19 protein-coding genes are annotated in these 23,491 nt (G+C 41.9%); all 19 read right to left on the bottom strand.

Translation table 11 applies throughout. The features are described from left to right. Positions 1-10: 10 nt before the first annotated feature. A protein-coding gene (prfB, locus tag QZN42_RS00915) for a peptide chain release factor 2 (protein WP_363915960.1) occupies positions 11-1,124 on the bottom strand; the annotation gives its coding sequence in 2 pieces (ribosomal slippage) (positions 11-1,054 and positions 1,056-1,124; 1,113 coding nt in all). A 69-nt stretch (positions 1,125-1,193) separates the two neighbouring features. After that, the gene (gene secA / locus QZN42_RS00910; protein WP_296953735.1) at positions 1,194-3,665 is read right to left on the bottom strand and encodes a preprotein translocase subunit SecA; all 2,472 of its coding nucleotides are present in this window, start codon (positions 3,663-3,665) and stop codon (positions 1,194-1,196) included. A 143-nt stretch (positions 3,666-3,808) separates the two neighbouring features. Further along, complete coding sequence (raiA, locus tag QZN42_RS00905; protein ID WP_296953769.1) at positions 3,809-4,348, bottom strand: ribosome hibernation-promoting factor, HPF/YfiA family; 540 nt, start codon at positions 4,346-4,348, stop codon at positions 3,809-3,811. A 277-nt stretch (positions 4,349-4,625) separates the two neighbouring features. Then, a complete protein-coding gene (locus tag QZN42_RS00900; RefSeq protein WP_296953734.1) occupies positions 4,626-4,826 on the bottom strand; it encodes a cold shock domain-containing protein in 201 nt (66 codons plus the stop codon). Between the two features lie 166 nt (positions 4,827-4,992). Then, a complete protein-coding gene (locus QZN42_RS00895) occupies positions 4,993-5,730 on the bottom strand; it encodes an amino acid ABC transporter ATP-binding protein (RefSeq protein WP_296953732.1) in 738 nt (245 codons plus the stop codon). Positions 5,731-5,732: 2 nt separating this feature from the next. Then, complete coding sequence (locus QZN42_RS00890; protein WP_296953730.1) at positions 5,733-6,371, bottom strand: amino acid ABC transporter permease; 639 nt, start codon at positions 6,369-6,371, stop codon at positions 5,733-5,735. Positions 6,372-6,617: 246 nt separating this feature from the next. Then, complete coding sequence (gene gltX, locus QZN42_RS00885; protein ID WP_296953728.1) at positions 6,618-8,078, bottom strand: glutamate--tRNA ligase; 1,461 nt, start codon at positions 8,076-8,078, stop codon at positions 6,618-6,620. A gap of 4 nt (positions 8,079-8,082) precedes the next feature. After that, the gene (gene ispF, locus QZN42_RS00880) at positions 8,083-9,234 is read right to left on the bottom strand and encodes a 2-C-methyl-D-erythritol 2,4-cyclodiphosphate synthase (protein ID WP_296953766.1); all 1,152 of its coding nucleotides are present in this window, start codon (positions 9,232-9,234) and stop codon (positions 8,083-8,085) included. Positions 9,235-9,238: 4 nt separating this feature from the next. Continuing rightward, complete coding sequence (locus QZN42_RS00875) at positions 9,239-10,333, bottom strand: PIN/TRAM domain-containing protein (RefSeq protein WP_296953726.1); 1,095 nt, start codon at positions 10,331-10,333, stop codon at positions 9,239-9,241. A 201-nt stretch (positions 10,334-10,534) separates the two neighbouring features. Continuing rightward, entirely contained in the window at positions 10,535-11,929 is a 1,395-nt protein-coding gene (gene radA, locus QZN42_RS00870; RefSeq protein WP_296953725.1) for a DNA repair protein RadA, read from the bottom strand. Positions 11,930-12,001: 72 nt separating this feature from the next. Continuing rightward, positions 12,002-14,413 carry an ATP-dependent Clp protease ATP-binding subunit gene (locus tag QZN42_RS00865; RefSeq protein WP_296953724.1) on the bottom strand — a complete coding sequence of 804 codons (2,412 nt, stop codon included), beginning with the start codon at positions 14,411-14,413 and terminating at the stop codon, positions 12,002-12,004. A 75-nt stretch (positions 14,414-14,488) separates the two neighbouring features. Continuing rightward, the gene (locus QZN42_RS00860; RefSeq protein WP_296953722.1) at positions 14,489-15,001 is read right to left on the bottom strand and encodes a UvrB/UvrC motif-containing protein; all 513 of its coding nucleotides are present in this window, start codon (positions 14,999-15,001) and stop codon (positions 14,489-14,491) included. Between the two features lie 3 nt (positions 15,002-15,004). Continuing rightward, complete coding sequence (locus tag QZN42_RS00855; protein WP_296953720.1) at positions 15,005-15,523, bottom strand: CtsR family transcriptional regulator; 519 nt, start codon at positions 15,521-15,523, stop codon at positions 15,005-15,007. Between the two features lie 213 nt (positions 15,524-15,736). After that, positions 15,737-16,192, bottom strand: coding sequence for a regulatory protein RecX (locus QZN42_RS00850; RefSeq protein ID WP_296953718.1), 456 nt, complete (start codon positions 16,190-16,192; stop codon positions 15,737-15,739). Beyond that, positions 16,179-17,237 carry a recombinase RecA gene (gene recA, locus QZN42_RS00845; protein WP_296953716.1) on the bottom strand — a complete coding sequence of 353 codons (1,059 nt, stop codon included), beginning with the start codon at positions 17,235-17,237 and terminating at the stop codon, positions 16,179-16,181. Before recA ends, QZN42_RS00850 begins: the two co-directional genes overlap by 14 nt. Before the next feature lie 14 nt (positions 17,238-17,251). Then, positions 17,252-18,496 (bottom strand): competence/damage-inducible protein A, encoded by a 1,245-nt coding sequence (locus tag QZN42_RS00840; protein ID WP_296953715.1) that lies wholly within the window; start codon positions 18,494-18,496, stop codon positions 17,252-17,254. 35 nt (positions 18,497-18,531) lie between these two features. Further along, positions 18,532-19,872 carry a 30S ribosomal protein S12 methylthiotransferase RimO gene (rimO, locus tag QZN42_RS00835; RefSeq protein WP_296953764.1) on the bottom strand — a complete coding sequence of 447 codons (1,341 nt, stop codon included), beginning with the start codon at positions 19,870-19,872 and terminating at the stop codon, positions 18,532-18,534. Further along, a complete protein-coding gene (locus QZN42_RS00830) occupies positions 19,872-20,915 on the bottom strand; it encodes an ABC transporter substrate-binding protein (protein ID WP_296953713.1) in 1,044 nt (347 codons plus the stop codon). Before QZN42_RS00830 ends, rimO begins: the two co-directional genes overlap by 1 nt. 99 nt (positions 20,916-21,014) lie before the next feature. Next, a complete protein-coding gene (locus tag QZN42_RS00825; protein WP_296953711.1) occupies positions 21,015-23,489 on the bottom strand; it encodes a DNA translocase FtsK in 2,475 nt (824 codons plus the stop codon). Between the last annotated feature and the right edge of the window lie 2 nt (positions 23,490-23,491).

Raw genomic sequence — 23,491 nt, 5'->3', positions numbered from 1 at the left:
ATTCTCCCTTTTATTTTGCTTTTGCGTTGAATTTATTCATCTTCAGGAATCCTTCAATAAAAGGATCCAGATCACCATCCATAACAGCCTGGATATTCCCCGTCTCTACACCAGTCCGATTATCCTTAACCAGAGTATATGGCTGAAAAACATAAGAGCGGATCTGACTCCCCCATTCAATAGCCTGCTGGTCTCCTTCGAGTGCACTGATTTCCTGCTCGTGCTTCTTCATTTCGAATTCATAAAGTTTAGCACGTAAAAGGCGAAGACACTGCTCCTTATTCTGGAACTGGCTGCGTTCATTCTGACAGGCAGCAACGATGCCTGTAGGTATATGGGTCATACGAACAGCAGAACTCGTTTTATTAATGTGCTGTCCACCTGCACCGCTGGAGCGATAATAATCGACTCTCACATCATCCATATTAAGATCTACCTGCACATCATCATCGATTTCAGGCATTACATCAACAGCTGAAAAAGATGTATGCCGCCTTTTAGCCGCATCAAAAGGAGAAATCCTGACAAGTCGATGTACACCTTTTTCTGATTTCAGAAAGCCATAGGCATACTTTCCCTTCACCATGTATTCTGCGCTTTTTATGCCTGCCTCATCCCCCGGCAGCATATTGAGTTCATCCAGTTCGAACCCTTCTGCTTCAGCCCACTTGATATACATACGAATAAGCATTTCAGTCCAGTCTTGAGCTTCTGTACCACCAGCGCCTGCATGGAATGTGATAATGGCATTGCTGGCATCATATTTCCCGGACAGAAGGAGTTCAATTTCCTTCTTGTCCATGATCTCTTTGACTTCTGCAAGTTCTTTCGCAATTTCCGGTTCCATGGACTGGTCATCTTCTTCGATAGCCAGTTCAAGGATATCCTGGAGACCTTCAGCTCTGGAGAAAAGCTTTGTATATGTTTCATAAGCTTCTTTAGCTTCCGTGGCTTCCTGTGAAACCTGACGAGCTTTGTCGGCATCATCCCAAAAGCTGGGATCACTCATCTGGACATCGTAACTTCTGATTCTTTCCTTCAGCTGAGGTAAGTCAAAGTGAATCCCTTATTTCTTTTTCATGATTCAGCAGTTCTGTTAAAGTTTTTTTCAAATCTTCCAGCATCTGGATTGTCATCTCGCTTTCCATAAAGACATTCAAAATTAAGTTTTATTTCTAATTTTAATAATAACGTCAGTTTTCCGAATCCGTCATATGCTGCGAATTCTCATCTACATAATGCTCAGTTGCCCCTTCAAGATGATTATCTGGTTTAGGAGTCTCCTGTTGCGGAGTTTCCGGGTCTGTGGTAAAGCGGATCTGAATATGGTAGAGATAAAGGATAATTGTCTCCATCATGGCCTGCTGCATTTCTTCGAAAATGTCATAGGCTTCCACTTTATATTCAACAATCGGGTTTCTCTGGCCATAAGAACGAAGACCTATGCCTTCTTTTAACATATCCATATCATCCAGGTGCTCCATCCACTTGGAATCTACCACTTTCAGCATAACTGCCTTTTCCAGTTCACGCATCATTGGGGAACCGATGGATTTTTCTCTGGATTCATAAGTTTCATGAGCCAGTGATTTTAGTTTGTCTTCAAGTTCTTCCCTGCTCATATCCTCCACTTCTTCAAGGCTCAGTTCGCCAGGAGCAAGGAAAAACTTTTCACTGTATTTTAAAAGCCCTTCAAAATCCCATTCTTCAGGATAAAGCTTGGGGTCCGCATAAGCCTGCATGCCTTTATCAATAATGGTATCAACCATACCGAGAACCTGGTCTTTCATGTCCTCGCCTTCAAGAATCCTGCGACGCTGATCATAGACGACTTTTCTCTGCTGGTTCATGACATCATCATACTCAAGGACATATTTACGGATGTCAAAGTTGCGGGCTTCCACACGTTTCTGTGCTTTCTGAATGGCATTGGAAACCATTTTGCTGTTAATCGGTTCATCTTCATCCAGGCCCATTTTTTCCATAAGTTTCTTGATATTATCTCCTCCGAAAATGCGAAGAAGATCATCTTCCAGAGACAGGAAGAACTGGCTGGAACCAGGATCACCCTGACGACCGGCTCGTCCGCGAAGCTGATTATCAATACGACGGCTTTCATGACGTTCAGTACCGATAATGGCCAGACCACCTAAAGCTGCTACTCCATCCCCAAGCTGAATATCCGTACCACGGCCGGCCATGTTGGTTGCAATTGTAACTGCATCTTTCTGGCCAGCCAATGCAACTATAGCTGCTTCTTTTTCGTGATATTTCGCATTTAATACAGAATGGGGAATGCCCGCTTTATTAAGCATACTGGAAAGTTCCTCAGACTGTTCAATGGAAGTTGTACCAATCAACATAGGCTGCCCCGTTGCATGGCGTTGTTGAACTTCCTTTACAACAGCTCTATATTTGCCTCTCTTTGTTTTAAATACAACATCCGGAAGATCCTTTCGCTGAATAGGCTTGTTTGTAGGAACCTGAAGGACAGGGAGACCGTAAATTTTGATGAATTCCTGTTCTTCAGTTTTTGCGGTACCGGTCATCCCGGCCAGTTTATCATACATCCTGAAATAGTTCTGGAAGGTAATAGTGGCAAGCGTCTGACTTTCACGCTGAACTTCCAATCCTTCTTTTGCCTCAATTGCCTGGTGAAGTCCATCAGAATAGCGGCGGCCATACATCAGACGTCCTGTAAATTCATCAACAATGACTACCTCACCGTCTTTGACGACATAATCCTTATCGCGCTGCATCATATTCTGGGCACGGAGAGCCTGAACAAAGAGATGATTCAATTCGAGATTTTCTGCATCATAAAGATTTTCTACGCCAAGAAGCTTTTCCATTTTAGCAACGCCAGCCTCTGTTGGCGCCACGGTTTTCTGTTTTTCATCAATTGTAAAATCAATGTCTTTTTTTAGCTGAGGAACAAGTTTTGCAACAACATAATAATTATCCGTGGACTTTTGACCAGGACCGGAAATAATCAAAGGTGTTCTTGCTTCATCAATCAGTATGGAGTCAACTTCATCAATCAGGCAATAATGAAGAGGTCTCTGTACCATCTGATCCAATGAGGTAACCATATTATCGCGAAGGTAGTCAAACCCGAATTCATTATTAGTACCATAGGTGATATCTGAATTATAAGCAATTTTTCTCTGCTGGAAATCCAGATCATGAATAATCAGCCCGACAGAAAGTCCAAGAAACTTATATACCTGTCCCATCCATTCACTATCACGTTTAGCCAGGTAATCATTAACTGTGATGACATGAACACCTTTACCTTCCAAAGCATTCAAATATACAGGAGCGGTAGCCACAAGGGTTTTACCTTCACCGGTACACATTTCAGCAATGTTACCGCGATGAAGAATAATACCGCCAATGAGCTGCACATCAAAATGACGCATACCAAGCACACGACGGGAAGCTTCACGGATCACCGCAAATGCTTCCGGTAAAATATCGTCCAGCGTTTCCTCTTTGGCCAGACGAGCTTTGAATTCATTTGTCTTATTAGCGAGAGAGGAATCGCTGAGCTGCATCAATCCTTTTTCAAGAGGATTAATCTGCTGTTCAACAATTTTGCGAATTTTTTTGATTTCTTTTTCATTGGAACCGTTAAATAAACGATCAAGAAATTTATCAAACATTGATACAACTCCTTATTTTAACTGTGTAATGTTCTATTAAACCCAATAGAGGATACATATAGTTTATTTTAACAAAATGGAAACATATAGTCAAAAAAGGAGCAGTAAAAACTGCTCCTTTTCGTGAATTTCTTATATAAACTCTATTTATTCGTGTCAATCAGACCATATTTTCCATCATTACGGCGATAAACTACGGCCATAGACTCAGTTTCAGAATTAAAGAACATGAAGAAATTATGACCCAACAGATTCATCTGCAGAATTGCTTCCTCTGGAGACATCGGGCTGATATTAAAATGCTTAGTCTTTACAATTTCAAACTCTGAATCACTAACCGGGGCCGCAGGTTCTTTTTCTGCAATGAACTGCTTGCTCAGAGTATTCTTTTCCTTAAACCGTCTGGCGAGACGAGTCTTATACTTGTGAATCTGACGCTCTACCTTGTCAAAAACCAGATCGATTGATTTATACATATCGTCGGACTTTTCTACGCCGCGAAGAATAACACCTTCTACAAATACGGTAACTTCACAAGTCTTGGTCAGATTTGAAATGCGGAGTAAAACATTAATCTTGATTGGTTTGTCAAAGTATCTCTGGATCTTGCCAGTATGTTTTTCAACATAAGAATGAAGGGCATCAGTAATTTCCAGATTTTTTCCTCTAACTGTTAATTCCATAATGAAATCCCCCTTTCTTGAACGAACTTCCATGCTCGTCCTTCTATTTATATTATACTATATTTCGTATAATAATCAATTACTGGAGGTATTTAAATTAGACTGCATTAAAAAAGAAACTCCATAAAAAGAAATAGATAAAAAAAGTGATAATTAAATTTCAAAATGAAAGATCAAGTAAAATTTGCCCCAAAATGCAAAAAGAGCAAAGCTGCCATGCAGCCCTGCTCTTTCCGGGGTTCAGAGACTTACGCTATATTAAAGCTTCAGTAAGTGATCAGCCTTCTACTTTTACGTTTGCAGCCTGGGGTCCTCTGTTACCTTCAATGATATCAAAGTCAACCTTCTGGCCTTCATTCAGTGTCTTGAAACCATCAGCCTGGATAGCGGAAAAATGAACAAATACGTCTCCGCCTTCTTCTCTTTCAATAAAGCCATAGCCTTTTTCAGCACTGAACCACTTAACTGTACCCTTCATGGAAATTCCTCCTAAAATAATTACTACTATGCTCTAAATTTGGGCATAGATTTACAATACCATAATTCTATAGTTACGTCAACCGAAAACAAGAAAATACCATCGTTCTCATAAATCAGCAAACGATGGTATAGATAATATATACGAAGATGGTAAATATAAATTATCAGAGGACCTGGGACAGGAACAGCTTTGTTCTTTCCTCCCGGGTGTGATTAAAGACTTCTTCAGGAGTCCCTTCTTCAACGATAACACCACCATCTATAAAAAGGACCCTATCTCCTACTTCCCTGGCAAAACCCATTTCATGAGTAACCACGACCATGGTCATACCCTCTTCAGCTACCTCCTTCATGACATCAAGTACTTCATGCACCATTTCCGGATCAAGGGCTGAAGTAGGTTCATCAAAAAGAAGGGCTTTTGGCTTCATGGCAAGAGCTCGTGCAATGGCAACACGCTGCTGCTGTCCGCCGGAAAGCTGACCCGGCTTGTAATCTGCCTTGTCTTCCAGTCCCACTTTCTTGAGAAGAAGCATACCGCGGTCATAAGCTTCCTTTTTGCTGATTTTACGCACTTTCATGGGTGCAAGCATAATATTCTGGATAACCGTCATGTGTGGGAAAAGATTAAAACGCTGGAAAACCATCCCCACTTCCGTACGTACTTCATTAATGTTTTTTTCACCATTAACAGGCATGTCGTCAAAAAGGACGGCTCCGCTGGTTGGCTGTTCCAAACCGTTGATGCAGCGAAGGAGTGTACTTTTACCGGAACCGGATGGCCCGATTATAACAACCACTTCTTTTTCCTTCACTTTAACACTAATATCTTTGAGTACGGTAAGATCACCAAATTTTTTTCCGACGTGATTGATTTCAATCAGATACTTGTTGTCTGCCATAATTATCTCTTTTCTAACCATGCAACTAACCGGGAAATAGCAAGTGTCATAATCAGGTAAAGAACCGCTACGGTTGTCCAGATTTCAAATGACCCATAGGTCTGGGCAATAATAAGCTGGCCTCTCCTTGTTAACTCTTCAAAACCAATTACAGATACAAGGGATGAATCCTTTAACATAGCAATAAACTCATTTCCAAGAGGAGGAAGAATATTACGTACCGCCTGTGGCAGTATGACGTAATACATAGTCTGCCACCAGGTAAGCCCAAGGGAGCGGCCGGCTTCCATCTGGCCCGCATCAATAGCCTGAATGCCCGCTCTGAATATTTCAGAAACATAAGCACCGCTGTTGATACCACAAGCTGCAACGGCTGCCGCAAAAGGTTCAACACGATGTCCCGTCACAATAGGAAGCGCAAAATAAATGAGGAAAATCTGAACCAGTAATGGTGTCCCGCGAATACAGTCGGCATACACAGTAGCAAGAATTCGTAAAGCTTTCATCTGGGAAATACGGGCAATCCCGACGAAAAGCCCGATCAGGAAACCAACTGCGACGCTGACCGCGGTAATTTCTATGGTAACTCCTGCGCCTACCAGCAGCATAGGCAGGGCATGCTGAATCAGTTCAAAGTTCATAAGACCCTTCTCCTTACATAATTATGCATAATTGCAACATTTCTTGTATAAATTTTACTCACTGCATTAAAGTCAGTCAATAGATAAATGACTTAAAAATAAATAAAAGTAAAGAAGCCTCTTTTCATCCTTTGAAACTTCATTGCTCCAAAAAATGTAAAAAGAGGCTATGTCAAATTCTTAATTTAAATTATATACGAAAGAATGAAATTATTCCAGAGATCTATTTGTAGCAGACTGACAAATTTAACAATATTTAAGGCCATCCCGAAGCCGGGTCAATGTTTTCTTCAATCCAAACAGGACGATCATATCATAAAGTCCGGGACCATGAGTAACACCAGTCAATGCGATTCTTACCGGTTCAAAAGCGGCCTTGCCTTTGATTCCAGTTTCCTTCATAAGACCGGAGAAACATTTCTTCACGGAAGCTTCATCGAAAGATTCAAGTTTCTCAAGAGCATCAGCAAATCTCTCAATGATTTCCCTGCTCGTCGGCTGCTTCATAATATCCAGCGTTTCCAAATCAGTAATGACAGGGAGGTCCTCGAAGAAAAGCTTTACATTTTCAGGAGCCTGGGCGCCATAATAAAGATGGTCTCTTACATACCATACCACTTTGGTCAGCCAATCTTTGTTTTCTTTCGTAAGAGGAAGACTTACATACCCGGCATCAGCAATAAACGGAAGAGTAAGTTCAAAAAGTTCTTCCGGAGATAATTTCTTCATATACTGGAAGTTAATCCAGTTTAATTTTTCGATATCAAATACGGCATCGTTCGAGGAAACACGCTTCATAGAGAACTGCCTGATCAATTCTTCGCGGGTAAAAATTTCCTGTTCCCCTTTAGGTGCCCAGCCAAGAAGAGCCAGATAATTAACTACCGCGTCAGGAAGATATCCCATGTTTTTATATTCTGTTACGGATGTTGCGCCATGGCGCTTACTCATTTTTTTATGGTCAGAGCCAAGAATAAGAGAAATATGGCCGAATTCAGGGACAGGATATCCGAGGGCTTCATAGATGGCAAGCTGACGAGGGGTGTTGGAAAGATGTTCCTCTGCACGAATAACATGAGTCACTCCCATCAGGGAGTCATCAATAACGACGGCGAAATTGTAAACCGGAATGCCGTCAGATTTAACAATAATGAAATCACCTACACGGGCTGCCTGAAATTCCACATGTCCGCGAACCATATCATCGAATGCAAAAACACCATCTTTTCGTACTTTTAGGCGGATAACAGGTTTTCGGCCTTCAGCTTTATACTGAGCAATCTGTTCTTCAGTCAAAGAGCGACAATGATTATCATAAACGGGTGTCTCCCCTGCAGCAAGCTGCTTCTGGCGGCTTGCTTCGAGCTCCTCTTCAGAGCAATAGCAATAATAGGCCTTTCCTTCATCAAGCAGACGCTGAACTTCCTTTTTATAGATCTCCAGTCTTTCAGTCTGACGATAAGGACCATTTTCTCCACCTACATCGATGCCTTCATCCCAGTCAAGGCCAAGCCATTTCATGGATTCCTTGATGTTTTCTTCGGATTCTCTGCTGGAGCGTTTTAAATCTGTATCTTCAATTCTGACAAGGAATGTACCTTGGGAATGACGAGCAACAAGCCAATTAAACAGTGCAGAACGGGCGCCTCCGATATGAAAAGGTCCTGTTGGACTTGGTGCAAAACGAACTTTTAATTTCTTTTCCATTGAATTAACTCCTTCTGAATAATATGACTGAAGCTAAAGCAGCTATTCCTTCTGCTCTGCCAACAGCTCCAAGCTTTTCGTTTGTTGTAGCCTTGATGCCAACAGCATCCGGTATTATATCTAATATATCAGCGATTCTTTTTTTCATTGCCGGTATATGCTTGGCCAGTTTAGGTCTCTCAGCAATAACAGTACTGTCAATATTTCCGACAGCAAAACCTTTCTGCTCTATAATTTGTCTTACTTTTTCCAAAAGTACAGCACTATCCGCCCCTTCAAAACGGATATCCGTATCAGGGAAATAATGACCAATATCAGGAAGTCCCGCCGCCCCGAGAAGAGCATCCATAACGGCATGAAGCAGCACATCTGCATCAGAATGTCCCAACAGGCCATTTTTGTCAGAAATACGAATTCCTCCAAGAACAAGAGGTCTGTCATCGCTGAATTGATGAATATCATATCCCTGTCCAATTCGTATGTGACAAAAATTCTTTTGTAAAATGTGATTGAACCGTTCTAAATCATCAGGGGTAGTTACTTTGAAAAAAATTTCCTTTCCCCGAATCATATGGACCGGAACGCCAAACTGCTCAAGAATTGAGGCATCATCTGTTATTTTTAAATCTTTTTTCAGGCCGGCAGCCGCCTTTCTGAAAATCGCAGTCATCGCCCCCTGGGGAGTCTGTGCCCTGAAAAGGATACTGCGATCCGGAGTATTAATCACATAATTACCATCTGTCTTTTTTATGGTATCCACACAGGGCAGAGTCACTACAACAGCCGGATTTTCAGGTGTAATAGACTCGAATGCCTTATCTATAGTTTCCCCGTCAACGAGAGGTCTAGCCCCATCATGGATAAGAACCTTGTCAGAATGATCAGAGACCCTGACCAGCCCATTCATGACTGAATCAAATCTTTCCCGTCCGCCTGGAGCATAGATGACAGGCACCGTGTGAGGAAGAGATTTCACAATCTCTTCAAAATCAGAAAATTCGTCCTCTTTTATAACAAGGATCAATTCCGATAAAAGCCGACTGCGAAATACATTCTTTAAAGTGTAGTAAATAACCGGATGTCCCTCACAGGATAAAAGGAGTTTATTACAGGAAGCTCCCATACGGACGCCGCTGCCTGCGGCTACAAGTATCATACTGTTAATCATTGGTTTCCAATTTAGCAAAAATCATTTTACCTGCAGAGGTTTGAAGAACAGAAGTAATAATGACGGGAACTTCACGCCCGATGCATTGATTACCATTTTCCACAACTATCATAGTACCATCCTCAAGATATGCAACTCCCTGGCCTTCTTCTTTACCCTGTTTTACGAGCTGTACAAATAGCTGCTCCCCGGGAATTACGGCAGGTTTAACAGCTATGGCCAGCTCATTGATGTTCAATACACTGACCCCCTGAAGCTCCGCTACCTTATTAAGGTTATAGTCATTTGTTACGATTTTATAACCTTTTTCCCTTGCAAGCTTGACAAGTTTGGAATCCACTTCAGTCATATCTTCAAAGTCATCAGTAATGATTTGAAAATCCCTGCTGTTTTTCTTCATGTGATTTAAAATATCCAGCCCCCGGCGGCCACGGTTTCTTTTCAGGACATCTGCGCTGTCAGCTATTTTCTGCAATTCTTCCAGAACAAAGACAGGAACATAAATTGGTCCCTCCAAAAAACCTGAACGGTAAATATCGGCAATCCGGCCATCGATTATAATGTTCGTATCAAGCAGTTTGCCTTCTTTCTTATCCTTTCCTTTTTTCTTTTCCGGTTCAGAATGAAGATGAAACCACCCGGCCATTTCCTTTTTCTTGGAAACTGCCAGATGCATTCCAAGATAGCCGAGTATGATGCTAAGGGCTACAGAAACATAAGGACCGATATAAGGTACGCTGATAAATGCAATTCCTACCAGATTGGCTATAATAAGCCCAAGAAAAAGTCCGAGAGTTCCGGCTACCAGATCCTGAATGGACATGGAAGAGAGGGACTTTTCCACTCTCGAAGTAAATGCAAATAAGCAGCTGATCAGATATGGAGAAATAAACCAACCAACGACAGCTCCCAGTATGCCGCCAACCAGCATTGCCCCCAAAGCCATAAAGGTAACGCCCAATATGGTTTCCGTTAAAACTGAATTGGGAAGCAGTGCGGCCAGGACCGTTTCACCCTGCCTGGACAAAACGATACCGAGAACAGTAAAGAGCAATATGAATATTCCTCTTAATATTTTTTCCGGCATCTTAAAATCCCTCTTACCTTAGAGAATGATAAATATCAGATGGCTTTATAAAATAGATTACATCTGTTTTTAATACAATATCTTGCACGTGTTATTTTATTATACCAAATTGGGGAAAAAATTTATACTATCAAATATAAAAAATCTATAACAGACGAAAGAATAAATCAGGCAACAGAGTAACAGCATATGAATTTATTTCTAGAATAAGAGATCTATTACATCCTGAATCTTTCTTACAAACCGGATGGAATCGATATCAGGGCCATTTTTGCTATTGTTGCAGAAATCTTGAATTTCCTTTTTATTGGCTTCCGGGAGAATAAAATAATTAAAGCCCATTTTGACAGCTTCTTTAAGCCGTGGTCCCAGTTTGGAAACAGCCATGATTTCCCCGGTAAGTCCTATTTCCCCAAGAGCCATCATATCCCGGGAGACAGGAATATCTTTTTTTACTGATAAAAGAGAAACAGCCATGGCCAGATCAGCCGCAGTCTCGCGAATCTTGAAGCCCCCGGCTACATTAAGATAAACATCATCGTTTGAAAAACGGACATGGTTTCTTTTTTCCAGAACAGCCAAAAGGATGATCATCCTGTTATAATCACAACCGGCTGCAATACGGCGAGGAATAGCAAGTACCGAGTGAACAGAAAGAGCCTGTATCTCCACAAGGACCGGACGCAGTCCCTCCATACATGCTGTCACAGTAGAACCCGGAGTAGAATTGGTACGGTTTCTTAAAAGATATCCTGAAGGATCCTCAATCCCTCTAAGCCCGTTTCCTTCCATAATGAAAAGTCCGGATTCGGCAGTTGAACCAAAACGATTTTTAACAGTTCTTAGTACGCGGAACTGGTAACTTCTATCCCCTTCAAGATAGAAAACAACATCAACCATATGCTCAAGAATTCTCGGACCTGCCAAATTACCTTCCTTTGTTACATGACCGATAATCATGACTGAAACATTCAACTTTTTAGCAAACCGGACCAGTGCGGAGGTACAATCGCGAATTTGAGCCGGACTTCCCATAGGCGATTCCACTCGGGATAAATACATGGTCTGAATGGAATCTATTACAAGCATAGATGGTTTTATCCTTTCGGCCTCTTTCAGTATACTTTCAATATTGCTGCCGGCATAGATAAAGCAGTTGTCATCATTTACCTGCAGTCTTTCTGCCCTCAATTTGACCTGGATTTCTGATTCTTCACCACTGCAATAAAGAACCGTACGGCCAAGAGCTGCCATGGCATGACAAATCTGCAGGATTAAAGTGGACTTACCTATTCCCGGTTCCCCACCCCAGAGAATAACAGAACCGGGAACAATACCGCCTCCAAGAGGCCTGTCGATTTCCGCCATATGTAGAAGAATTCTGTCATTTCCGTTAAAACGTATGGAAGAAAGTTTCTGCGGCCTGGATGGAGTAAGATAATCCTCATTGATACCGATACTTTTAGGTGCTGGAGACTCTACTTTTTCCTCCAGTGTATTCCATTCACCACATTGAGGGCAGCGTCCCATCCATTTTAAAGTTTCCGCGCCGCAATTGGAGCATACATATTTCGTTCGAATTTTATTAGCGCCCATGGTTTTCTCCTCAAAAAAGGACACAGGAATATTCTTTCCTGTGTCCATTATACTACTTATTTAAATAGAATTTTATGCTGCTTTAAATGCCAGTTTGTTTTCAGTATCCACGGTGACATGAAGTATCTTTTTGTCTTTCAATCCTTCTTCAAGAATCAATTCGGAAATAGGATCCTCCATTTTCTTCTGTATAGTCCTCTTCAGTGGACGGGCACCATATTCCATATCTGTCCCTTCCTTGATCAGGAGGCGTTTCGCTTCATCAGAAACGTCAAGAGAAATATGGAAATGTTCAAGCTTGATTTCAACTTTCTTCAGCATAAGATCCACAATTCTGTTCAGATCTTCACCACTTAATGGGCGGAATACGATTATTTCATCAATCCTGTTAATAAATTCCGGGCGGAAAACACGCTTAACCTCTCCCATAATCACGGTCCTGATATCATCAAAGCTTTCTTTCCTGTCTTCTTTATCATCCGAGGAGAATCCAAGTTTTTTGATTTTTCCTTTCAGGAAATTAGAACCCAAGTTACTCGTCATGATGATTACGCAGTTGGTAAAATCCACGGTTCTTCCCTGACCATCGGTAAGCCGGCCATCATCAAGGACCTGGAGCAGAATATTAAAGAAATCCATATGTGCTTTTTCGACTTCATCGAAAAGAATTACACTATAAGGATTACGACGTACAGCATCAGTCAGCTGACCGCCTTCTTCATAGCCGACATATCCGGGAGGAGCGCCAACAAGTCTGGAGACTTCGTGCTTTTCCATATATTCAGACATATCGAAGCGGATCATATTCTTCTCGCTGCCGAACATGCACTCGGCCAGCGCCCTTGCAAGTTCAGTTTTCCCTACACCGGTTGAGCCCAGGAAAAGGAAAGACCCGATAGGACGTTTGGGATCCTTCATTCCTGCCCTTGCACGCCGAATAGCTGTCGCCACCGCATGCACAGCCTCATCCTGTCCAACCACTCTTTTATGGAGCTCATCCTCCAGATGAAGCAGTCTTTCTGAATCACTCTTTTTAAGATTTGAAACCGGTACTCCGGTCCATTTAGAAACTACTTCAGCTATATCTTCACCGGTTACCACCAGATGATCATGATCGCCGCCTTTCCAGGTTTTTTTAAGTCCATCAATTTCTGCCTGAAGAGCTTTGGCCTTGTCCCTGAAAGCAGCTGCTTTTTCAAAATCCTGAGAGGATACGGCGGCCTCTTTTTCCTTGTTTATCGATTTCAATTCATCCTCTTTACTCTTCAAGCCTTCCGGAATGGAAGAGGCTTCCATACGGACCTTGGCAGCTGCTTCATCGATTACGTCGATTGCCTTATCGGGCTGGAAGCGGTCCGTAATATAACGACCTGAAAGTTCTACCGCCGTTTGCAGGGCTTCATCTGTTATTTTAGCTTTATGAAAAGCTTCATAGCGATCACGAAGGCCTTTAAGAATTTCCAATGTATCGGAAGAAGTCGGTTCACCCACTTTTACCGGTTGGAAGCGACGCTCCAAAGCCGCATCCTTTTCTATATATTTCTTATATTCTTTCAGGGTCGTGGCGCCTATACAGCGAAGCTCACCCCTGGCAAGAGCCGGTTTCATAATATTGGCGGCATCCATAGAACCTTCACTAGACCCTGCTCCAACAAGAGTATGAAGTTCATCAACAAAGAGAATCCAGTCAGAGTGCTTCTTTACCTCTTCTATGACTTTTTTAAGTCTTTCCTCAAATTCTCCCCTATACTTGGTACCGGCAACTACAGATGACATATTAAGTGAAATGATATGGCAGTTCATAAGGATTTCAGGGACATCATTGTTTACGATTCTCTGCGCAAGTCCTTCCGCAATAGCTGTCTTGCCTACTCCTGGTTCACCAATAAGTACCGGATTATTTTTGTTCCGGCGAGAAAGTATCTGAATGACGCGATTGATTTCATCTTTTCTCCCAATAACCGGATCTATTTTCCCCTGTTTGGCCCTTTCATTCAGATCTATGGCAAAATCACCGAGTTCACCAAGATTGGCGGATTCCGTATCGCTTCTCTCGTTCATAAATTTTTTAAAAGCACTCTCAAGCTTTTCTTCCGTCACATCAAAGTTTTCAAGAATCCGTACGGCAAGACCGCTTCCTTCATGAAGAATGGCCAGAAGAAGATGTTCAGTCCCTACATAAGAATTTCCAAGAGAGTTAGCTTCTTCCACAGCCATCTCCAGAACCCTTTTTGTACGTGGGGCTACATATATTTCACCATCGCCGAATCCTCTCCTGCCTCCTGTATACTGTGCAAGCAGGGATTCAATATCATTTACAGTAATTCCAAGTTCATGGAGTATTTTTCCGCCAGCCGTATCTTTTTCATGAGCAATACCGAGCAGAAGATGTTCTGTACCCACATAATCACTGCCAAGTTTTGACGCCTCAGCAGCTGCAAATTTCCAGGCATTTTTAACTCCATCAGTAAATCTGTCTTCCATAATATCCCTCCTTATCAAAGGGTAAAATTTTTCCTTTTAAAATTTAATTTTTAATGATATAGATTGTGAAAAAATTTATTTTTTCAGTTTATTAATTTCATCTCGTACTTTTGCAGCCTCTTCATACTTCTCTTCTGCCACAAGCTGTTCCAGTCTCTTTTGAAGTATAAGCAGCTGATCAGATGAGTTCCCATTCTTTCCAACCCCATTGCTCAGTGGTTCCTTTCCGGTTTTACCGACCTCCACACTAGAAGGGGATGTCAGATGACGCATCAAATTCTCATAGCTTCCGGGTTTTGCAAAAAGTCTGCGGTCTCCCTGTTTTAAACCTGTTCTCAAAGTATCAGGAGCGTACATATTCTCAACGGCCGTAAGAGGACTGTCAAAAAAAGGCCTCATGAATCCACCATCAAACAGGGAATCAAATTTATCATAAAAAAAATCATGATCGAAAAAATTGAGAGGTGCCGTTCCAGCATTTTCTTTTTCAGCGCATTCACGGCAAAGATATTGATCAGTCTTATGTCCATTAATAATTTCGGTTATATGGACAACAGCTTCTCTTCCATGACACCGTTCGCAAAGCATAGCTTATTCTCCTTTCAAGGCCCATTCCATACGGCGTATCATTGTTTTAGCCGCTTCCCTCCGATGGCTTTCGGGGCAATATTCAAGCATGGTATGAGTCATCGTACAAATCAACCTGTATTCCTGGCCGGTTATAATATCATAATCAACCAGCATCCGGAAATAACCATCAAGTCCTTTTTCAATAGATTCAATTCCATTAGGATTATTCTTTACAGTAGAAGAACCCCTTTCAGATTTTGTATGATTCGTCATATCAAAATCCGGCATATGGATAGTACCGGAATGATTCATCGGCCGCATACTGATTTTAATATATCCGCCGCTTCCTCTTCTGGATTCCACAACAAAACGGTCATCTGATGAAAATCTGGTATTGATAACGTAGGTGACCTGGGAAGGAGCACATTCTAATAGATCCGCCACATCTTTTCTTTTTAGCAGCAATTCATCATTGGCCTGTTTATTCAACAGTTCCAGAATAAACTTTTCAATTTTATCGGATAGCATTGTATTGTTCATTTTAACTTCACCACTTTCTCAAATTTCAATTATAGTATATCGTTTTAAAGTCAAATAGTCAATAGATTAAATAAAATATTTTTACTTTTTGCCCTTTTTCAGTAAAGGAAGACTACTCAATTTTCGGACAATTTCCGATTTTAAAAAAAGAAAATGCAGATTTCTCCTATAAAAAAGAAAAATCTGCATTAATATTTTGACCTTTCAATTCAGTTACTGCTCATCCGGAATATCGACATGAAGGACAGAAAGTGCCGCATGCACCGCAGAAATCGAAAATCCCCTTATCAGAAGAAAAGAAACAGCCTTCCTGTAATCAGTCCGCAAGCCTGGGATAATTTTTACCTTTGTAAGAAGGAGTCTTGCCGCATCCTCTTTTTCCTCTTCTTCTGAAATATGGGCAGGAGCAGTAAGCCCCTGTTCCTTCATTTTGCGCTGTATGTAAGAATCCCCATAACAATGCCGTGAGCGGAGCGATCTGAATACGTCTTCCGCAAGACTTTCATCATCAACATAGCCATAATATTTCAATTTTTCTATAGCTTTTCCTGTTTCAGATTCCTCATATCCCCGTTCTTTAAGTTTACGTCTTAATTCTTTCTCACTTTGTCCCCTGTATTTCAGGAGATGTAAAGCTGCCTCATAGGCAGTCCGGTCATTCTTCTTCATCCTGTTCCGATAATACGCCATCTTCAAAATGATCTGGTTCTACAACGAGGGTATCCCTGATAATTTTGTCAATTTCGGCAGCAACATCAGGATGTTCCTTCAAATAAGTTTTGGCAGATTCCCGTCCCTGACTGATGCGGGTGCCTTTGTAAGAATACCATGCACCGCTCTTCTGAATGATATCCATATTAACTGCAATATCCAGAAGAGTACCTTCAGTTGAAATACCTTCCCCGTACATAATATCGAATTCAGCAACCTTAAATGGCGGAGCTACTTTATTTTTGACTACTTTGGCCCTGGTCCTGTTGCCAATGACTTCGGTTCCATTCTTAATGGCCTCTGCTCTCCTGATTTCAATACGCATGGAAGCATAGAATTTAAGAGCCCGACCACCAGTTGTTGTTTCCGGATTGCCAAACATAACTCCTACTTTTTCACGAATCTGGTTAATAAAGATGACAATTGTCCTGGATTTACTAATAATACCGGTCAGTTTTCTCAAAGCTTTGCTCATAAGGCGAGCCTGGAGACCAACAGATTGATCGCTGATATCCCCTTCAATTTCCTGTTTTGGAACAAGTGCTGCCACAGAGTCAATAACAACGATATCTACCGCTCCACTGCGCACAAGAGATTCGCAAATACTAAGAGCCTGCTCACCGCTATCCGGCTGGGAAATAAGCAGGTCTTTTGTATCAACTCCCAAATGATGGGCATAAACCGGATCAAGAGCATGTTCCGCATCAATAAACGCGGCGACTCCACCAAGTTTTTGAGCTTCTGCAATCGCATGAAGGGCCAGTGTGGTTTTCCCCGATGATTCGGGTCCATAAATTTCAATTACACGACCTCTGGGATATCCCCCTACACCTACCGCGATATCAAGGGCCAGAGAACCGGTTGGAACGACATCAATATCAAGTTTGCCGTTCATATCTCCAAGACGCATAATTGAACCGGCCCCAAATTCTCTGGTAATCTGATGCATTGCATTTTCCAGTGCTTTTCTTTTTTCCGGACTGATTTCCATCTGTTTCTCCATCTTAAGCCTCCCGGTTATTTCATTATCATCTGTAAATATTTAAAAATATAATAAAGGGCTTTATCCGCCGCTCCATAACGAACGCTCTGTCTGGACCCCATAAAATGTTCTTCATATACAAAGGTACCCAAAGGACCTGCTATTCCAATATATACAAGTCCCGGCGATTCTCCACGCTCCCCCTTGCCCGGTCCGGCATATCCGGTGGTGGAGACAGCTATATCACTGCCATATAGTTTTCTACTCCCTTCAGCCATTTCCAAAGCAGTTTGAGTGCTGACTGCCGTAAAACGGTCAAGAGTGGCCTTTTTTACTGAAAGTACCTGTTCTTTAGCCTCATTCCAATAAGTTACTGCACTTCCTTTGAAATAGGAAGAGCTCCCGGGCATATCTGTAAGTAATTTCCCAATCAGACCACCAGTGCAGGATTCAGCAGCGCTCACTGTCACAGAGTGATTCAAAAGGAGAGCATGCAATTCTGAAAGTAATCCTGTTTCAGGCTGAAATCCGCTGACCGGAATTCTTTCCTTTATAATTTCCGCCATATTTTCAGCCATCTGAAGGGCATTCAGCTCGTCTTTTCCCCTGGCAGTAATACGCACAGCTATATAACCGGGCCTTGCAAGCAAAGCGATAGTTGGATTAGTTTGAACTTTCAGAATGTCACCTATTTTTGTTTCAATTTCCGCCTCTGACATATGTTCAACAGAAAGTATGACGGACTGAATAGAACCCTGAGAGCCAAATTTTATATTCAGCCATGGGATGACATGCCTCTCCATCATGATCTGCATTTCAAAGGGCGGGCCGGGAAGGTGAATGATATATTTACCATCGGATTCCACCGCGCAGCCACTGGCAGAACCAGCGTCATTCGGAAAAAGACTGGATCCCAAAGCAAACCAGGCCTGCCTGTCAAGGGCAGGGATAAAATCATGGTTCAAGGAAAAATAATATTCCTTCAGTCTTTTCGATTCCTCTGGAAATCGAACATACGGAAGTTTTAATGCCTCCGCACCGGCTTTTTTTGTCATATCGCTCAATGTGGATCCCAATCCACCGGTCGTAATAATGATATCCGCCCGCTTCAAGGCAATACGAAAAGTTTCCTTCAACCTTTCAGGATTATCCCCAACTACCGTCATATAAGCGACGGTAAAGCCATAGCGGTTTAAACAGGAAGCCAGCCAGCGAGCATTTTTATTGGAAATTTCACCTAAAAGCAATTCTGTGCCGGTAGTGATTATTTCAACAATCATAAAGGATGCCTCCTGATTTTCCAAGAAATCCGGGATCATATTCTTTCAGCAATTAAATCATAAGCATATCCATCAACGATCCGCACTTTCAAAAAGTCTCCGGGCTTTACATTTCCAGGATTGTCTATATATACATTGCCATCAACTTCAGGTGCCTGGAAAGATGTACGCCCTTTAGCCTGTACATGACCCTCTCCATCATCCACCAGCTCTTCTACCAGGGCTTCCGTCTCCAAGCCTGTAAGGTTTTCATTATTTTCTTCAGAAATAGCGGCCTGAACAGCCATCAGTTCATGATAACGGTTTTCCTTAACTTCTTCAGGAATCTGGTCATTCATCCTTGCAGCCGGAGTCCCTTCCTGTGGCGAGAATTTAAAAGCCCCCATATCATCAAAGCGAACCTCTTTTATGAACTCACAGAGTTGTGCAAAATCCTCATCCGTCTCTCCGGGGAATCCTACCATGAGCGTTGTACGGATCGTCATTCGGGGCGTAGAGCCGCGGATTTTCTTCAGCAGTTTTCTAATACTTTCAGAGGAATCTCTCCGATGCATACGTCGGAGTACGGTATCGCTAATATGCTGCAGTGGTATATCCACATATTTGCAGATTTTATCCTCTGTGAGAATAATATGTAAAAGCTCATCATCAAAATAGGTAGGATAAAGATAGAACAAACGAATCCACTTTACCCCTTCAATTTTAACAAGTTCCCTCAAAAGACCGGCCAGATTTGTTCCATTCTTTAAATCACGGCCATAACAGCTCAAGTCCTGGGCAATCAGGTTAAACTCCTTTGTTCCAGATGCAGCCAGTCGCCTGACTTCATGCACAATAGAAGGAATGGGCCTGCTGTGCATAGGACCGCGAACATAAGGAATATAGCAGAAGGTACATCCATTACTGCAGCCTTCAGCAATTTTGACATAGGCGCTGTAAGATGGAGTAAGCGTATTGCGAGGAATCAATTCTTCATTTACGGCAGGCTTCGTATCAAAGCTATAAACCTTTTCGTTTTTATCGTACGATTCATTGACAGCCTCGAGAATATGCTGCCAGGAATCAGTCCCGATAAAAACGTCAATTTCTGGAATTTCCTTTCCCAAATCTCTCTGATACTGCTGCGTCAGGCAGCCTGCAGCCACAAGTTTCTCACATTTCCCCGTTTTTTTATATTCAGCAGCCTGGAGTATAGTTTGAATAGACTCTTCTTTTGCAGGATCAATGAAGGTACATGTATTAATAATAATTACCTGAGCTTCACTCAGATCTTCTGTCATTTCATAACCTGCCTGTTCCATTATGCCCAGCATCATTTCTGTATCCACCAGGTTCTTGGAACATCCAAGACTGATAAATCCTATTTTTTTCTTGATCAACTTTCATTACCTCCAAAGCGAATCTTTTCTCCCCATTGATTCAGCAGGTCTTTTTTCCCCTCATCATAATATTTCTTTTCCAGATTCCAAAAATTTAAAGCGGTCCCTTTTGCATCTGCGTTCATCGCAAGGTCATTTACATAGATATAGTAAAAATTATTATTTATCATCAGATTTTTATAAAGAGGTGAATCAAGAAGCCAGTTAAGCAGCAGTTGTCCCCTGTCAGGATGTTCGGCATCCCTGCAAATCCCTGCTCCATAAAGATACCAGGGACTGCCATCTTCAGGAAATACGATTTCCAATGGCATGTTTTCTTTCTGGGTCCGTACGGCCTCATTATAGCCGGATATACCAATATCACATTTACCCATAGCCGCCATCCTGGAAGGAGTGGAAAGATACTTTCCGTACTGGATGATATGCGTTTGAGCCTCCGTCAGATACCACATGGTTTCTTCGATTCCAAAATGCTCCGCCATACACATCAGTAAATCCTCAGCCATAGAGGCAGCAATAAAATCTGTAACTGAAAGTCTTACGGATTTTCTGGTGAGGACTTCCTGCCAGGTATACTTAAAGGCTGGATGCTTCATAGAATAATCACTGTTAACCGCGAATATGACAGGATCAACCCACATGCCGGTCCAATAACCCTCTTCATCTTTGAAAAGATTCAAGGCCGTATCTGTCCTGGCAGATGCAAAAACCTGAAGCCTATTATGCTCTTTCAGCTTGTTCAGCGAATCCTGACTGGATATATATATATCGCATGGGGACGTATCCGGGATCGATTTTCCACTAATCATTTGATTTGTCGAAAGATAAACGATATTAAGCTTAATGCCTGATTCTTCAAAAAAGGCAGGACTTAAAATTTCAAGAACCCCCGCAGGTATATCCGTATAGACAGTAACATAATCAGAAGGATTAAGACGTTCAGCCTTGATTGCCGCCTGTTTGTGGGCAAAATGGAGAATTCCCCAAAAAGCAGATGCTGCCATGATGAGAAAAAGAACAACTGAAGCCATTCTTTTCATTTAATCACCTCTGAAAAAATTATATCATATTATCAATTTATATCAGAATTCCAGACAACAGGAAATATGGGGCGTTTCAATCCATAATTATAACTCTATTCAAGCTTCAGAATCCGATATATTATCGTTGCCGCCTTTTTTATTCCTGTCAGAAAGAAGTGCCAATGCCTGTTCCTTAGCCATTAATATTTCCCTTGGCTTAGCACCATTGGCCGGACCGACGATACCCATTTTTTCCATTATATCCATAAATCTCCCCGCTTTTGTATAACCGATACGGAAACGACGCTGCAAGGCAGAGACAGAAGCTCTCTTTGTATCAAGCACCCATTCAACAACTTCATCCGGGAGCTCTTCACTTTCTTCTTCGGTAGCTTCAGAAGCATTATCTTTTTCCGGGACTGACAAATCAATAGGATCATACCTGACTGGAATCTGTTCCTGCTTTAGACATTCATTTTTTACAAACTCCACAACAGATTCTACTTCCTCATCAGAAATAAATGCTCCTTGGACACGGACCGTCAATGCTCCCCCTTCTTTAAATAGCATATCCCCCTTGCCTAAAAGAGATTCAGCACCGTTTTCATCAAGGATAATGCGCGAGTTCAGTGATGATTCCACCATAAAGGCAATACGGCTTGGAATGTTGGATTTGATAACACCGGTAATCACATTGGCTGACGGTCTTTGTGTAGCAAGGATTAAATGAATGCCGGCCGCTCTTGCCTTCTGTGTCAGGCGTTGAATCAGGACTTCCACATCTTTTGCCGCTACATTCATCAGATCTGCAAATTCATCAACAATGATGAGGATATAGGGCAGTTTCTTATCGGGATAAAGTTTATTATATCCTTCTATATTTCTGACTCTTGCACCGGCAAGGAGCTGATAACGGGATTCCATTTCTTTCACAGCCCAGTTTAATGCTCCTTCCGCCTTTTTCATATTAGTAATTACTTCGGTCCTTAAATGAGGAATCCCATTATAAACACTGAGTTCAACAACCTTCGGGTCAATCAGCATCAGTTTTACCTCATCGGGCCGGCTGTGGTAAATGATACTGGTGATAATCGAATTAATACATACCGATTTACCGGAACCTGTAGAACCGGCAATCAGCAGATGTGGCATTTTTGAAAGATCTGTAACAACAGGTTTGCCCGCTATATCCTTACCAAGCGCAACAAGAATATGTCCTTTTCCATGCCTGAACTCATCAGAATCAAGAACATCTCTAAGCGGTACAGCAGAAGACTTGCTGTTTGGAATTTCAATTCCAACAGCAGATTTTCCTGGAATAGGCGCTTCAATACGTATATGGGTTGCAGCAAGAGCCATAGCCAGTTCATTTTGCAGATTTTCAATCTGCTTCACCCTTACTCCGACTTCCGGACGCAGTTCAAAGCGGGTAACCGTCGGCCCGACACTGGCATGCAAAACCTTTGCCTTTACGCCATAACTGTTTAATGTAAATTCGATCAAGGCCCCCTTCTGATCAATATCCTGGGGTCCTGTACTTTTCCCAGGTCCTGCATGGAGCAGGGACAAAGGAGGAAATTGATATTCCGGTACTGGAGAATCAGAATCTGATGCTTTTTCCTCTAACGGTTCTGATTCTTTATCTTTCCCTTCAGCTTCTCGTTCAAAGGCTGTCGGCTGATTTTCATCCTTAACATCGGAAATAAGCATCGGGATTTCGTCAATTTCTTCCGTCTCTTCCAGAGAATCAGGATCTTCTCTCTCCCCTTCTACAGGTGAATCAGTTTCATTATTCTCTTGAATGCTATTGTCTAAATCCACCGGAATACCTGAATCGGCTTCATGGCGTTCAATATCAGGTGTTTCAATGACCGACTCATCTGTTCCTACAGTATCATGAAGCAGTTCATCTACAGAGGGCTCTGCTTTTTTCTTGTAAATGAATTCTGTAGGTTTATCATTTAATGTTTCAAGCCTTGCTGCCGATCGGGCTTCTTCCAGGGCCTTTCTTTTGTCCTTCAGTTTTTGTGCGACTCCACCAATTTTATTTCCGGTTCTCTGCCCTATATTCCTGGCTTTTGTTCCCGCTTTTTTTGCTCCTTCAGACAAGGACCAATGAGTCAAAAGGAGAATATCTATAATAAGCAATACTATAAGAATCAGTGTAGTACCGATATTACCAAGGATTACATGAAATAAAGCGCTGATACCTGCACCGATAATTCCGCCGTATTTCAGTATCCGTTCAATATTAAATTCCTGACCTGTGGGAACATAATAATGATGCACAAATGTAAGCAGCAGCACTATCAGAAACCCAACTAAAAAATTCCTTCTATTAATTTCAGGGCCTTTGGAAAATATTGCATAACGGGCCCCAAAGTACATCAAAAATGCAGCAAATGGCCAGGCTGCAATACCAAATAGAAAATGGATACCCTGATTGGTCAAATCTCCCAATAATCCAGTTCCCATGCCCCAAAGGCTTAAAGCTGCAAAAACCCCAAGGAACAATATAATCACACCGGATATTTCGTAACTGCTGCTTGAATGCTTTTTAGTTTTACTGACAGAACGTGTTCTTCTTTTCATAC

It is taken from the genome of uncultured Dialister sp. (genome assembly GCA_900314595.1).
Lineage (GTDB): Bacteria > Bacillota > Negativicutes > Veillonellales > Dialisteraceae > Dialister.
Note: the sequence above shows the minus strand (reverse complement) of the source record. Positions and strands in the feature narration are given on the sequence as shown.